Source organism: Nostoc sp. CALU 1950, from assembly GCF_051172895.1.
In the GTDB taxonomy this organism is placed as follows: Bacteria; Cyanobacteriota; Cyanobacteriia; order Cyanobacteriales; family Nostocaceae; genus Nostoc; species Nostoc edaphicum_A.
The window spans coordinates 1-14,058 of record NZ_JBDNJQ010000085.1 but is presented as its reverse complement, the minus strand read 5'-3'; the positions used below and the strand labels follow the sequence as shown (position 1 = coordinate 14,058).

General features: G+C 38.5%; 12 protein-coding genes and 2 pseudogenes. 8 read left to right on the top strand and 6 right to left on the bottom strand.

What is annotated here, in order from left to right:
• Positions 1-311 precede the first annotated feature (311 nt).
• Positions 312-656, top strand: a complete 345-nt coding sequence (locus ABF638_RS21895; protein WP_069074034.1) for a DUF1815 family protein — start codon at positions 312-314, stop codon at positions 654-656.
• 236 nt (positions 657-892) lie between these two features.
• Here ABF638_RS21895 and ABF638_RS21890 read toward each other — a convergent pair whose 3' ends face one another.
• A complete protein-coding gene (locus ABF638_RS21890) occupies positions 893-2,962 on the bottom strand; it encodes a CHAT domain-containing protein (protein WP_435025087.1) in 2,070 nt (689 codons plus the stop codon).
• Between the two features lie 116 nt (positions 2,963-3,078).
• Between ABF638_RS21890 and ABF638_RS21885 the strand changes: the two genes are divergently transcribed.
• The gene (locus ABF638_RS21885) at positions 3,079-3,579 is read left to right on the top strand and encodes an acyl-CoA thioesterase (RefSeq protein ID WP_435025086.1); all 501 of its coding nucleotides are present in this window, start codon (positions 3,079-3,081) and stop codon (positions 3,577-3,579) included.
• A gap of 75 nt (positions 3,580-3,654) precedes the next feature.
• On the opposite strand, the gene ABF638_RS21880 is transcribed toward ABF638_RS21885, so the two are convergent.
• Positions 3,655-3,852 (bottom strand): hypothetical protein, encoded by a 198-nt coding sequence (locus ABF638_RS21880; RefSeq protein WP_069074031.1) that lies wholly within the window; start codon positions 3,850-3,852, stop codon positions 3,655-3,657.
• A gap of 341 nt (positions 3,853-4,193) precedes the next feature.
• Here ABF638_RS21880 and ABF638_RS21875 point away from each other — a divergent pair, with 341 nt between their 5' ends.
• Positions 4,194-4,607 (top strand): hypothetical protein, encoded by a 414-nt coding sequence (locus ABF638_RS21875; RefSeq protein ID WP_435025085.1) that lies wholly within the window; start codon positions 4,194-4,196, stop codon positions 4,605-4,607.
• Between the two features lie 288 nt (positions 4,608-4,895).
• Here ABF638_RS21875 and dxr read toward each other — a convergent pair whose 3' ends face one another.
• Positions 4,896-6,092, bottom strand: coding sequence for a 1-deoxy-D-xylulose-5-phosphate reductoisomerase (gene dxr / locus ABF638_RS21870; protein WP_435025084.1), 1,197 nt, complete (start codon positions 6,090-6,092; stop codon positions 4,896-4,898).
• A gap of 406 nt (positions 6,093-6,498) precedes the next feature.
• Here dxr and ABF638_RS21865 point away from each other — a divergent pair, with 406 nt between their 5' ends.
• From ABF638_RS21865 to ABF638_RS21855, 3 genes are all read left to right on the top strand, one after another.
• The gene (locus tag ABF638_RS21865) at positions 6,499-7,806 is read left to right on the top strand and encodes a mannosyltransferase family protein (RefSeq protein WP_435025083.1); all 1,308 of its coding nucleotides are present in this window, start codon (positions 6,499-6,501) and stop codon (positions 7,804-7,806) included.
• Between the two features lie 282 nt (positions 7,807-8,088).
• Positions 8,089-9,396 (top strand): mannosyltransferase, encoded by a 1,308-nt coding sequence (locus ABF638_RS21860; RefSeq protein WP_435025082.1) that lies wholly within the window; start codon positions 8,089-8,091, stop codon positions 9,394-9,396.
• Between the two features lie 119 nt (positions 9,397-9,515).
• Positions 9,516-11,447: a DMT family transporter gene (locus ABF638_RS21855; RefSeq protein WP_435025081.1), complete on the top strand. Its 1,932-nt coding sequence runs from the start codon at positions 9,516-9,518 to the stop codon at positions 11,445-11,447.
• A gap of 51 nt (positions 11,448-11,498) precedes the next feature.
• On the opposite strand, the pseudogene ABF638_RS21850 reads toward ABF638_RS21855, so the two are convergent.
• A pseudogene (locus ABF638_RS21850) lies at positions 11,499-11,606 on the bottom strand (Uma2 family endonuclease); the annotation flags it as partial.
• A 175-nt stretch (positions 11,607-11,781) separates the two neighbouring features.
• Between ABF638_RS21850 and ABF638_RS21845 the strand changes: the two are divergent.
• Positions 11,782-12,348, top strand: a complete 567-nt coding sequence (locus ABF638_RS21845) for a hypothetical protein (RefSeq protein WP_435025080.1) — start codon at positions 11,782-11,784, stop codon at positions 12,346-12,348.
• 241 nt (positions 12,349-12,589) lie between these two features.
• On the opposite strand, the gene ABF638_RS21840 is transcribed toward ABF638_RS21845, so the two are convergent.
• Entirely contained in the window at positions 12,590-12,859 is a 270-nt protein-coding gene (locus ABF638_RS21840) for a hypothetical protein (protein ID WP_435025079.1), read from the bottom strand.
• Entirely contained in the window at positions 12,807-12,941 is a 135-nt protein-coding gene (locus ABF638_RS21835; protein WP_435025099.1) for a DUF6972 family protein, read from the bottom strand. The genes ABF638_RS21840 and ABF638_RS21835 overlap by 53 nt, the downstream gene beginning before the upstream one ends.
• A 170-nt stretch (positions 12,942-13,111) precedes the next feature.
• Here ABF638_RS21835 and ABF638_RS21830 point away from each other — a divergent pair.
• Positions 13,112-13,891, top strand: a pseudogene (locus tag ABF638_RS21830) (dynamin family protein); the annotation flags it as partial.
• Positions 13,892-14,058 lie beyond the last annotated feature (167 nt).

Genomic DNA, 14,058 nt, shown 5'->3' with positions numbered 1-14,058 from the left:
TTCTGTAGTTGACTAGTGCTAGATTTAAGTTACTCTTAAAGCGGATCGTTTCTTGCAAGAATCTACCCTGACAGAAGTGTATAAAGATATGGTTAAATTTAGCAATTCTGTCCGAGATTTTGTATTTGCAAACTGAATAGTTTGATACGGCCCTCAAAACCCCGATACACTACCCTAAACAAGGTAGTCAATTAACGACTCAATATCATCTGTCTAGTAATTGTATTGAATAGTTTACAATACCAGTGGATGAGAAAATCTAAAGAAAATATAAAAGAAACTCAAACGACTGTGGTGTCTGGAGGACAAAAGTGTTTCTGAGACTAGCACATCAACATCGACAATTCGTCCAAGACTTGGTAATGAACCTGCAAGCCTTGGCGGTTGTTTTAGAGCGGCGCGGGTATCCTGCGTCCTGCTACACCTGTGGCGACCAAATGAATAGTGCATCGTTTATGGTTAGCTTGGGTGATAACCATCTAATTCGGTTTTTAGTGTCCGATTATGGGATTACTTGGACAGAAATGCGGGATGACCGCGAATTAATGAAGCTAGAAGGTGCAGAAGCAATTAGCCAATTAGATGAACTGGCTAATCTTGTCAAGCAATCTATGCAAACTGATACAGGCTCTAAAACTCTTGCTAAGAAGTATTAAGGTTCTAAGGCTTGATGGCAAATTCAAAATTGATTATTAGTAACTGGTAATCGGTATGGTGGCTTAGTTAGCGATCGCTCTTACTATTCCTCATTACCATTAGGTGATTGGCTCGTGGTTGGCCCATCGCATATTTTTGTATCTGCCATAACCTCACGAGCCGGATTTTTAGCCTTTAGCTGGAAGGTGTTAAAAGAGAAAGTCATCCTTTGGCACAGGTGAGGAACTATAAACACCTAAAGTCCATTGCCAATCAAAATAAAGGGTGCCCAATAGTATGGATGACTAAAGTTATTAACCGCTGCTACGGGTGCATTGTGACTTATTGCCTTCCAGTCTCCAGTAATTAATGAGACTTGAGCTTGTCGTAAAGCTTCAGTTTTACTAAATTTATTAGTCGAGAGGACACCATAAAAAGCACTCATAAGTGCTTGCGTGCCACCATCATCCACAGACCACAAAGAGGCGATCGCGGCTCTAGCGCCGGTTTGTTGCATCTGATAGCCAAAGCCCAAAATTTCCTCACCATTACCTAACTTGCCTCCCAAGCCGGTTTCACAGGCGCTCAACACTACCAAATCGACATTGGGGAGTGACCAAGTAGCGACATTTCTAAAATTTACGCGATCGCCATTCCCGAATAAAATAAATGAATCTTCTGGTTTACCCACCACAAAGGCTGCATGAGTCGCTAAATGGACAATTGTATAATCATCCATTTGGGGTACAGCGACTCTAGGAGTAAAGGCATCGTCTAAAAGCTTCGTAGTTTCAGGAACCGCAGCTGCTAGACTTTCCACCTCTCGCGTTGCAAAGGGTAAGCCAGCAAAAGCAACCTGTCGATTCCCAACTTTGATTTGATAATTACCTTTAGTAAAAGCACCGGCTAAAACCCGCAAAGTCGATTGTTGTGGGGTATTTAAGTTAGTCAGGCTGGCGGATGTAATGTGATTCACATTGAAGCGCTGCACTAGCCATTGTTTGCCATCATATAAAGCAGTTAAAGGAATGTAGCGTAATTGATCATCTGGAGCGTAAATCAGAGTTTGTGTACCTGATAGCTTCAGGTCTTTTTCTATCGGTTTAATTAGCCAGTCATACAATTGGCGTGCAGGTGCTTTGATATTTCGACTGGGATTAATTAAAGCTTGGCGGAAAGCACCAATTGTTTGATGGAGGTTTTCGCGTTTTACAGGAACGGTACGATGAATTGGTGGAGATTCAGGAGTTACCAATACCAATTCCAAACTATCTTTTAAAATCAGTGGGTAGAGTAGTGCCGATTTTTGAGGTAATCGCGCCAAATTATCCCGAAGTTCGTTGAGATTCTCCAATTCCAAATTTTGCCGCCTAGCTGTAAGGCTAATTTGCTCTACCTGTGCTTTCACTGAAGGACTATTAATAAATTCGTTAAATCCATTTAAAAGTTGCTGTTGATTTAAGACTAATTGCTCGATACGTTGTTTCTGTTCGAGCGATCGCTCTTTGGGGAGAATTTTCCGTAATGTTGTCAGTTCCTTACCCAGCACAACAGCATTATCCACGCTTTGATCCAACTTTTGTTTAATGGGTTTTTCTGTTGCCGCTATATTAATACCTTTGACAGTACGTTGATTCCCTGACACATTCTGAAGATATTCTTCTAGTTCTTCAACTTTGAGTAAATCCATTGTCCTTTGTGCTTCCGCAACACGTTCCTGTTTGAGCAATCTTTCACCCAAAATGCGATACGTCTGGCTAACGGTTATGCTGTAAGCATCTGGTTGTGCTGCGCTAAGTGCTGATGGATTCAAGCGAGCTTTTTCACGATTAATCAAGCAATGCTTGTAGAAAAAAATTGCTAACTCTGGTTGATTTTGGATATCGAATAAATAACCAATGTTACTGTAGGTTTTGCCAAGTCGAACGAGATCCCCAAGTTCTTTGTTAATTAATATGGCTTGCTGATAGGATTGAAGTGCTTCTGGATACTTTTTTTGAATTTGGTAGATTCTGCCGATATTATTAAATGTTACTGCTTCCCAAGAGCGTTCTCCAAGTTCTCTGCTGATGGCTAATGCTTTATGTAATCTCTGCAATGCTTCTTGCGATTTACCTTGGCGAGATTCTTTGATAGCTTCTTGATTGAGCCTTGCAATTTCTGATATTTGATTACTCGTGGGTAAAGCTTGAGCTTTTTCTCCAGATTTGTACCTCAACCTTGCATTTTGGCTTACCTGGTTATTGTCTGGATATACCATCCCAAAACCTAGTAAACTAAGTAGAGTCAAAGTAACAACACTCACATACTGGAGATTAGGCTGCATAACAAAACACTCCCTATACTCGGAAGGTAAATATTAAATCAATAAGTGCAGCAACGCAATTAATTTTTATGCTATTCAATAATTTGGAAAATTTATAGGTACTGAGAAATTTGAAGATGTCAGAAGAAAAACCCAGTCAACCAAAACTACCGCCAACTAGCGCTCTTGACAATCCATCAAATCATGAATTTGGGAATTGGTTTGAATATCCTGTGAGAGTGCAACCCCATCACACTGATTATGCAGGTATTGTTTGGCACGGTTCTTATCTAGCTTGGATGGAAGAAGCACGGATTGAATGCTTGCGATCTATAGGAATTGAATTTGCTGATTTAGTCGTTATCGGTTGCGATTTACCAGTTGTAGAACTGTCGGTGCGCTATCACCGTTCAATTCAATTGGGTATGGCAGTATTGGTAAAAACGCGGATGGCTGAGGTGACTGGTGTCCGAATCAATTGGGATTATGCCATTGTCTCCACTGATGGACAACAATTGTACGTCACTGCCAAAGTTACTTTAGTCGCTTTAGATCGTGAAAGAGGTAAGATTATGCGTCAGTTACCAGCAAGTGTTAAGGATGCATTGGCTAAAATTTCAGTATTAAATAATAATTGAACAACAAAGGCTGTAAATATTACAGGAACATTGGATTTATACTTCACTTTTTATTAGCAAAAGTGAAGTATTTTTTTACTTGCCAATTTGGATCTGCGACAGATTTTGAGCAAACTGGGTTATGTATTGCCAAATATCTTGTGGAGTAATACCAAAACTAATATTTAATAAAATAAGGATTGCCGCAAGAGTCAATGCATTGCTTACGGTTGCTTTCAGCAACTTCCATACTATTATGAAGACAATCCAAGCTACAATCAACATAGCAATCATATATATTAATTCCTTAATAATCGCCCTTGTCTGATAGTGGGTTTATTCAGAAAGGGTAAATTTTTATTTTAAGTAAAAATTACTAGTGCTAAAGCTACTAAACCTAGTTTTAAATAGATACTAAAGCTAAGATTTTGTATCTAACAGTAGCAATGCTATATTACCTGAAAATGAGGCTATGATTCAGAGAATAGGCAATTTATTTGGCAATTTGGCAGAATTATTAAAAAATATCCTCTTGATATTTTGTATAAAAAGTTACAGTATACAAAAGTTATATTTTGGAAGGATACATTAACGCTATTTGATTTTTGACAATCAAAAGGCTGAGAGTAAAGTGTATGGTAACAAAAATTTATACGAAAGTTGCAAAGCTGTACAGCATCGCATACTTAGGTTTAGTTGCCTTAAGTTGTGCAGTTAATGCAATAATTTGGATTATGATATTTCAAAATAATGCTGCTGGTAATGAAATATCTTTTACAACAATATTTTTTGTGGCGATCGTTGCTTTAGTCGTGGTTGCCACAATAGTTGGAATATTTAAAGAAAAGATGTGGGCAAAATGGATTACAATTTCTATCTATAGTTGGTATGCTTTTGTTATTATTCATACAACAGTTGGCGTATATTTATCAGGATCGACCATAATAGATAAAACGTGGTTTAAAATAATGCTCTTAATCGGTTTAATTCTTCCGGTTTTAGGAATTGTTTTGTTATTACAAAAGCCTAAGACAAATGTCTCCAGCTAATCAATAGCTTTCTCAGGCAAAGAATAGAGCCAGAGATGTTAGTAGATGGACAAAAATGTAGTTATAGAAGTTATATCATGTCCGGTTAATCAAACTAAATAAAAAACGTCTGCTTTTAATCAGGACTAAAATCCCCACTACAAACTGCTCATTATAGGTGATTTGGCAGACATCATATTACTGACCGCAACTGAATTTAAGTGTCAGCCTTCAGTATTAGGCTGAAGGCTAAACAAGAATTGATCAAGAGCCAAAAAATCTCTCTTTTGGGTATCTGAGTCAAGAATTTTATCGCAAAGAAATTATCCGCGATTGAGTTTCTAACTTTTCAGTCGCTGTTAAAACTTCTTGTCTTGCCCATTTATCTGCTGCCAAAATGTCATCTAAAGTGGGATTTGCACGGTTATCATTTTGATGGCGATCGCACACCCACTCGATACACCGAGGAATATCTAAAAACCGAATTTTTTCATCTAAAAATAAAGCCACAGCTTGCTCATTGGCAGCATTCAACACCGCTGGCATGGAACCACCAGCTTTACCCACAGCGTAAGCCAACTGCATACAAGGATACTTTTGGTGATCTGGTTCACGGAAGGTTAAATTTCCAGCTTTGACTAAATCTAGTCGTTCCCAGTTGGTGTAGATGCGATCGGGCCAAGATAGAGCATACAGCAAAGGTAAGCGCATATCTGGCCAACCGAGTTGAGCTAAAACCGAAGTATCTTGCAATTCAATCAGTGAGTGAATGATGCTCTGGGGATGAATGACAATTTCGATATTGTCATAATCCAACCCAAACAGAAAGTGAGCCTCAATTACTTCCAGTCCTTTATTCATCAAAGTAGCAGAGTCTACTGTGATTTTCCGTCCCATCGACCAATTAGGATGTTTGAGAGCGTCAGCAACAGTTACATCTGCTAACCTTTCTACATCCCAGTCGCGGAAAGCCCCACCAGATGCAGTGAGCAAAATTTTCCGCAAGCCATCTTTGGGCACACCTTGGAGGCATTGAAAGATTGCGGAATGTTCGGAGTCGGCTGGGAGTAATTTTACACCATGTTTTTCGACTAGGGGTAGAACCACAGGGGCCCCAGCAATCAGGGTTTCTTTATTTGCTAAGGCAATATCTTTACCAGCTTCAATAGCTGCGATCGTGGGTAGCAAACCAGCACAACCAACGATCCCAGTGACAACGGTTTGGGAATCGCCGTAACGGGCAACTTCTATCACTCCGGCATCACCTGCCAGTAGAATCGGTTGAGGATTGAGGTCAATGATAGCTTCTTTGAGGGCTGGTAATTTAGCTTCTGAGCAAATGGCTGCTATTTCCGGTCGAAACTGCCGAATTTGGGCAGCCAACATTTCGACATTGCTCCCAGCTGCCAATCCCACAATCCGAAACTGATCTGGGTACTGAGTGACAATATCTAAAGTCTGAGTACCAATAGAACCAGTGGAACCAACAAGAGTAATCGCTTTCACAATTGCTTAAGGATTTACAGACAACTCCCACTATAAATTGCTGGGGACTCTTTAATAACAGCAATCACTATAATCGATACACTGACTCCAAGAGAGGGAGTGGGGAGATGAGGGGGACAAGGGAGAGAATCACTAACTAGCTAATGACTCTTGACAAATGACAAATGACAAATTTTCATATATCTAGACAAAATTTGTATTTATAAATACTATATTTTTAAAGATAAATTCCGACAAAATTGGCAAAAGTAACCAAGTAGGGAACACTTTTAAGTAATTTTTAATCTGTCGAGTTTGTTAATTATTTTGATGGAGGATTTAATATGCAATATGTTACTCATAAATCGCTGTGTTACAGCCATAGGTAAAAGGATATATAAAGGAGTTTGTTGAAGCACTCAACCTTATGGTCAAAGTTCAGATAGTTATAAAAAAAGTTTTATGGAAAAATGATTTCCTATTTCCAGCAGCAATATGGTTTGCCAGTCGAATATTCATCTGGACTGTTATGTTGCTGGTTGCGCCAAAACTACCGTTACCAGCAGAAGAATTTTTGCCCCGTTTTGGCTGGGGGGTTTTTGATGCATGGGATAGTATGCATTATCGAGCGATCGCTACTTCTGGCTATGAATTTATAAATGACGGCAAGCAACACAATCTTGCTTTCTTTCCCCTATTTCCCTTAAGTATCTGGGTTTTGATGAAGTTGGGCTTACCGTTTGAATTAGCAGGCACGTTAGTCAACAACTTGGCATTTTTCGCAGCGCTTTACTGTTTGTACTTTTGGGTTAAGGAGCATTATGACATCAATGCAGCGCAATGGGTGACTGCTGTGGTTTCTTTGTATCCATCGTCTATGTTTACGGGGGTGATTTACACAGAGGGCCTGTATTTGTTTTTGAGTACGGCGACTTTGCGGGCATTTGATCAAAAACAGTATGGCTGGATTGCCCTTTGGGGGGCGATGGCGACAGCAACACGTCCTACAGGTATGGCACTAATTCCAGCATTGGCGATCGCATCGTGGAAAGAACGCCGACCACCCATAGCTTACATAGCAAGTTTTACAACCGCTATTGGCATACTTCTATTCAGCTTGTATTGTGCGATTTATTTTGGCAACCCTCTAGCTTTTATCGAAGCACAAAGGGGATGGCGACCTTCCTTTGGGTTTGATTGGCAGGGTTGGTTAAATATGCTCATGCAAATTGCAGTTGGCAGAAAAAATTGGCAATTTGGTTGGGTTCATAACTCCTCTGGCGGTATTCAAGACCCTTGGTATCTCTTGTTGTTTGGGGTGATTGTTGTCAGTGGCTATCTTTTATGGCACTTCCGTCAACATTTTCGTTCTGTGAAATTATTCTATGGCTTTTATACTTTAATTTTATTTTTGTTGATTCTGGCAAGCGAACAGTGGATTAATAACTTGCTCAACCTAACTATGGTCTTAGGTGGTGGCTATGTGTTGTGGTGCTTACGCACGCAACTGACCCCAGTTACAGTTATTTATGGCTTTTGTGGTATTGGTTTGCTGCTAGCCTCTGGAGGCACTATTTCCTTGAGCCGTCTCGCCTATGGTATTGTGCCTTTAAATATAGCCATTGGTGTGCTGCTATCTCGCCATCCTCGCCAGGGATATTTAATACTAGGCGTTTTTGTGACACTACTAGCCAAAATAGCTGTAGGATTTGCCCAAGAGCGCTGGGTTGGTTAGTAGGTAGGCACAATAAAACCTAATAACGTAAAGAAAGATGAACTAGGTAAAAACTCTCTTCCATTCTGCCTTATCCCAACGATAAATTTTCCCAGTCGGTTTGTAGTAAGCTGCTCTAGAACTTGTAAAAGTGCTGGAGCAGTTTGCTAAGAATGAATTTCATTAATTTTACATTACATAATCTAGTTTGATTTATTCTTACCTATTTACTTTAGAGGTTTTAATTAATTAGTTGATTCAATAATATATTAATTCAAATAAAGATAAGGATAAAATAGCCAAATGAAAAAAGTAAGTTTTCCCAAATATTTAACGCCTTATATAACTATTTATAGTGCTTTTATTTTTTGCGCTATTGTGGGGATGCTAATTTTCCCAGATACTTTTTATAAGTTCTTTTCTCCCACTCAGTTACCCCGTATAACTCCCCCTCAATTACCACATAAAAGTTACTACTGGGATATAGGACTTTATGCAAATATGGCTTTGCAAAATACTTGTACTGCTTTTTATCCTCTTTGGGGTTTTATAATTACTCACCTATTTCATCCCCAAAATCTAGAACAATATGCAAATTATTTTAAAATTACAGCTACAGCAATTTTTTGCATATCTACTCCTTTAGTATTTTGGGTATTTAAAAAGGCTTTAAAAAATCAACTTTTGGCATTAACAATTACCCTTGCTTACACCGTTAACCCTATGGCAATTTTTCGCGTTATAGGCTATACAGAAAGCTTGTTTTCTCTACTGGGAACTTTTTTAATCTGGCTGCTTTTACCTGAAAACAAATTAAATGAAAAAATCAAATTAATACTGTTATCGGTTATTAGCATTTTAATGGCTTTAACTCGTCCAGTATTAGTTCAGATTATTTTCGCTTGCTTCTTCTCATTAATAACAATATTTCTGTTAACAAAACAAACAAGTAAAAGTAATCTTTTCCGAACGATTACAATATCCATTTCAGCGATATTTGGATATTCTATTTATGGATTTTCATGTCTCCAATCACGAGGAGACTTTTTCGCGCCATTCCACGATCAAAAACAATGGGGTAAAACATTAGGATTAAATTTAGACTTACTATTTTTACCTAAATCTCCCTTGTTTGATTTATTAGGTTTATATCTACCAATTCTGATTCTAATAATTTCTTTTATCGTAATATATTGTAAATCTAAAAACCATAAATTATTGGTATTTATTCCAAAAATATTTATTTGGGATATTTTAATATTATACCCGCCCTTATTAGTATTAGCGTATATGTTGAATTATTGGCGAGGTACAAAAAAGAAAATAATTACCTCTAAATTCACCAATAGCTTACAAAATAATTATCTATTTTGGTTCTGCGTATATTTTTCAGTAATAAATGCTTTAATTGTATTTTTCACACAAAATCGCCTAGCGAGTTTAGGCAGATATATATTTGCAGTACCTTTCTTTTTTCTAGCTTTAGGTTATTTATATTGTTGTTTTCCGGGAAAAAGAAAATATAAAAACCTATCATTTGTGATTCTTGTATCCGCGATCGCTCTTGTGCAACAATGGATTAATTATGGAAAAGATCAATGGCTGGGTTAAAAGGTAAAAAACAGTTAATTTAATTAATAACAGTGTAAATCCTTTAGCTTCGCCGAGAATTTGACTGCTTATATATTAGTTAATTATTTATTGGTAAAAAATTGAATTTAAATTTCCTAATGAATGTATCCAATCAAACAAAGATAGCGATCGCTTCATTATTTGTAGGTGTAGGTGCTATATCTTTTGGCTCTATTTTTATGAAATTAAGCGAAACTGAACTCAGCCCCAATGCCACTGTATTTAATCGCTTTTGGCTTGCTAGTGTGGTCTTCTTGTTCTGGAATGGATACAAGGTAATACGGCAGCGATTTTCCTTAGTTCATCCTGTAGAACAGCAGCCATACACCAGTCAGGATCTATGGCTATTGCTAGGTGCTGGTATTCTTTGGGCAGCTACTTTAGTCTGTTTGGGTTGGTCGCTGACTCAAACCAGCGTCACGATTTCTAGTGTGTTGCACAATCTGGCCCCCATATTTACCAGCTTAGGGGCGTGGCTATTATTTCGTCAGGGTTTTGAGAGGCAATTCCTCATTGGTATGATCATCGCCCTTGGGGGAGCGATCGCTATTGAATTTGAAGAGTTGCAAATCGCTACAGACGAAGTTCAAGGAGGCTTGGCTGCGATCGTTTCTGCGATTTTCTTGGGTGCATACCTGCTGATTGTAGAAAAATTACGAACAAAATTTTCTCCTGACACAATCCAGTTGTGGATCTGTGCGATCGCGGCTTTAGTCATTTTCCCCATACTTTTGTTTACTCAGGATCAAATTTTTCCTTCTACAGTCAGTGGTTGGCTTTGGGTCATTTCCCTGACCCTGATTTGCCAAGTCTTTGGTCATGGGCTTTTGACCTATAGCCTTGCCAGGTTTTCTTCTGTGGTTGTCTCCTTAGTGCATTTATTAGAGCCAGTATTTAGCGGCATTTTCGCTCTTATAATATTTTCGGAAAAATTAACTTTTTCAAATTGGATAGGTTTCGCTGTAGTTTTAATAGGTTTATACTTAGCCGTATCTAGCCAAGCTGCTATTCATTTCCCATTCCAGGAATCAGTCAACAATATAGTTAACACTTTCGTTAAAAGTATGACGTTCAAACTGTCATTACTAAAGCAACAATTCTCCGAAACACCAGCTTTATTAGGAACGGCCTCATTATTGTTTGCTCTAATTCCCATATCTTTAGCCCCATCTCTAACCAAATTGTGTCAACAAGAAATTGGTGCAAATGCTGTAGTATTTCATCGCAGTTGGATTGCAACAGTTGTCTTTGCGCTGTGGAATGGACTTGAGGCTTTCCGCTACCAACAGTCCGATAGCCAATCTATAGAACAGAAGCCGTTTACTGGACAAGAAGTCTGGCTATTGTTGGCAATGGGAACCTCTGCTGGAACCTACCTCCTCTTGTGGGCTTGGTCGCTGAGTCAAACTAGCGTAGCCAACGTGGCTTTACTGTCTAATTTAAACTCCTTATTCGTTGCTTTAGCTGGGTATCTGTTATTCGGTCGCCGCTTCGATCACAGATTTGTGATTGGTCTAATCATAGCCTTGGGAGGAGCGATCGCATTTGAACTTAATAAGGTGCAATTTGCAAATGACCAAATAATAGGTGATGCCTTGGCGTTACTAACTGCGGTTTTCATGGCTACGTGTATGCTGCTGATAGAAAAACTCCGAACCCGATTTAGTACCGCAACTATCATGCTGTGGCGCTGTGGAGTTACAACAATGTTTCTATTACCCGTCCTCCCATTCCTTGAAGATAGACTGTTACCCTATTCCTGGACAGGTTGGTTTTTCATCATTTTCCAAGCCCTCTTTTGCCAAGTATTGGGTCAGGGGCTTTTGGCTTATAGTCTCAGCAGAATCTCTTCAGGCGTCGTTGCCGTCACACTTCTCCTAGAACCAGTCCTAGCTTCCATTTTTGCGTGGTTCATATTTTCAGAACAAGTAGGTTTATTTGACTGGGCAACCTTTGCTGTAGTTTTAGCGGGTATCTATCTAGCCCAATCTAGCCAATCCACTGTTCAAATAACGAATGAAGGCTCATAGCTCCATAACAAGTAACACAAATTCTCTGTAAACTTGCACTTAATAATTACTTTCGACAATTTCTCCATGAAGTAGTTCAACTTTGCGATCGCTCAAAATGCCAGCGTCAATCATCCGGTGATATTCGTCAATCGTCCACTTAGCAACTATCACACTCATGACGATTGATCCCTCCCAATGATTATTTATATTTTCCCATTTTAAAGACACTTCGGGTCTGATTCTGAATCAGTCGATTGATTGGAGATAAAGACATGCTAGAAAGCATGTGATAAAACTGATACACAGGCTGATGTGACAGCTTAGTAACTATAAAATAGTCGAGTATGCAATTATGTTAAGAGAAATTTCGTTGGCGTTGGCGCAGATCGCCGTAGGCATCGCTACTTTTGTTATTCCCTTGACTAGCTACACCCATAGTCAAGTAAACGCTATCACCACTAACTATCAAATTTCTCAGAATACTAATAATCAATCAACAGGAATAACTATTGAACGTCTAGTAATAGGTGGAGTGAAACTTTCTATGTCCGAGGCACAAGTCAGAAAAATTTTAGGTAAACCTGTAAAAGTAGAAAATGGCTTTATAGCCGCTATTGGTAAAGTTCGTACTCTGAAATATGCAGGCATCACAGTTGATTTAGATGAAGGTGCTAAACCAGGTAACTTTACTGTTTATCAAATCAAAGCAACTAGCTCTAAATATTCCACCATAGATGGAGTAAAAGTAGGTGACAGACAATCAAAAGTGATTAGAACCTATGGAAAAACTGAAATATCTCAAGATGGTAAAGTTACTAATTTAAATTACATAGTTGAAGAACCCAGCCCTGGAGGTTTAAATTTTTCTGTTGAGAAAGGTAAAATAACAGAAATTTTCTGTTTTTATCTGATGAATTAAGCTACACGTCTTTGCTCCTTGGGGAGCATCCACTTTTGGAAGAAACATAATTCTGGTACTCCAAAAACCCTACTATATAGTTCATCTAAAAAAGTAGATCCGCCGAAAGTGGATGCTCCCGCTCCTTGGTTCATAGTGTGTACTAATTATAAGTTGGTTTAATAGAGCAAACCAACACAAAGTAAGATGAATATTTGTTGAATTTGACTTAGTTAAATTTTTCTCATAACTCTCTAATAAATCAGACTAACTCCGCAGCTAAAAGCCTACCTTCAATTAGTTCATACTCATCTTCTAGTAACCATAACTTGGCTGTATTATAGTCATTACTAGAAAATACAACTTTATAACCCTGCGCCGGATCATAAACTTGACAGTTATCTTCACTATCGCAAAGCAATAAAAGAATATATGGAGGGGATAACATTGGATCTATCCATACTTCTGTAAATTCCCAGTTATTCTTCACTCGGTCTTGTGCGGGGGATGACGTGGTATTGGTCGTCTGCATTGATTTTTATCTCCCCATAGTAAAGTAGAGTACGGCTACCATCTGGACTTATTTTATAAGCTATAGGTTCATTAAAAAACATCCCAACAAAATCTACGCAGGTTGGGTACATGCACGATACCTAATTTATAGCAGTGTTGGTTTAACTCGGAACATCTGCTCTAATAATACGGGTAATTACCAGTGACTATTTATATATTTTTATACTAAAAATGTATAAATAAAATTATCGAAATTATTGAAGATACAGCAATGAATATTGATCTAAGAGGATATCGTCAGACAGTAGGGATAAGTCAAGTAGAGCTTGCTAATTCTCTAGATATTTCTAATATACAAATAAATCTTTATGAACAAGCTCCTGATACCGTTCCAATGGGGCTTTTAGTGAAATGGCTGCAAATATTAGGTATTGACCTCGCTACAGCTATGTCAGCACCGATCCCACCACTCAAAGGAATTAATCCAGGAACTCCATACACTGAACTTTATCGCCAACTAAATTTACTGGATCAGTACATTGATGCTACTCCTCCTGTAGACAAACTAGATATACCAACACCGCCAGCTACCCCCGATGATTTCCAACAGCAGCTTAAACTGTATAAACAAAAGCCTAATGTTGTTTTGACTGGAGGCTTTGACGCTGGTAAATCACACATGGCAAACGCTTTGTTGGGAAGTAAAAATTTGCCAGTTGGTTATCAGCCAGCAACAAGAGTAATTACATTTGTCCGTCATATAGAAGACCGTCCCAAATGGTGCAAAGAAGATGTATTGATTGTTAATGAGGATTTTTGGCTAAAAGATGAAAAAGGTAAACAAATTATCGATTTACTACTTTTAGATAACCAAGAACGTTGTGAAAACTATTGTGTACACGCAGGAAGTTTCGATACTTTGCAAAAATATGGAGTACATGGAGAATATGAGAATATAGCGGCTCATGCAGCTGTTGTCTATATTAACTCACCTTTGCTACAAGCCTGCAACCTGATAGACCTTCCCGGCTTCTCAGATCAACCAGATGAATCATCTAAGGATGTCGAAAAAGCTACTAGTGCGGCACAGATAGCCGATGTAATTTTGTATGCTTACGCGATGTGCGACTTAATATTCTGTAACAAGATCGTCGAACTGAAGAGGGTCACAATTGTGGCGATTAAGCCAGAAACAGACAGTATGAGCTAAAATCTTGC

Coding starts and splice junctions, on each gene's coding strand:
- ABF638_RS21865 (WP_435025083.1), top strand. CDS start 6,499: ATGGTCAAAGTTCAGATAGTTATAAAAAAAGTTTTATGGAAAAATGAT.
- ABF638_RS21860 (WP_435025082.1), top strand. CDS start 8,089: ATGAAAAAAGTAAGTTTTCCCAAATATTTAACGCCTTATATAACTATT.
- ABF638_RS21855 (WP_435025081.1), top strand. CDS start 9,516: ATGAATGTATCCAATCAAACAAAGATAGCGATCGCTTCATTATTTGTA.
- ABF638_RS21875 (WP_435025085.1), top strand. CDS start 4,194: ATGGTAACAAAAATTTATACGAAAGTTGCAAAGCTGTACAGCATCGCA.
- ABF638_RS21890 (WP_435025087.1), bottom strand. CDS start 2,962: ATGCAGCCTAATCTCCAGTATGTGAGTGTTGTTACTTTGACTCTACTT.
- ABF638_RS21880 (WP_069074031.1), bottom strand. CDS start 3,852: ATGATTGCTATGTTGATTGTAGCTTGGATTGTCTTCATAATAGTATGG.
- ABF638_RS21835 (WP_435025099.1), bottom strand. CDS start 12,941: ATGTTTTTTAATGAACCTATAGCTTATAAAATAAGTCCAGATGGTAGC.
- ABF638_RS21840 (WP_435025079.1), bottom strand. CDS start 12,859: ATGCAGACGACCAATACCACGTCATCCCCCGCACAAGACCGAGTGAAG.
- ABF638_RS21885 (WP_435025086.1), top strand. CDS start 3,079: ATGTCAGAAGAAAAACCCAGTCAACCAAAACTACCGCCAACTAGCGCT.
- ABF638_RS21845 (WP_435025080.1), top strand. CDS start 11,782: ATGTTAAGAGAAATTTCGTTGGCGTTGGCGCAGATCGCCGTAGGCATC.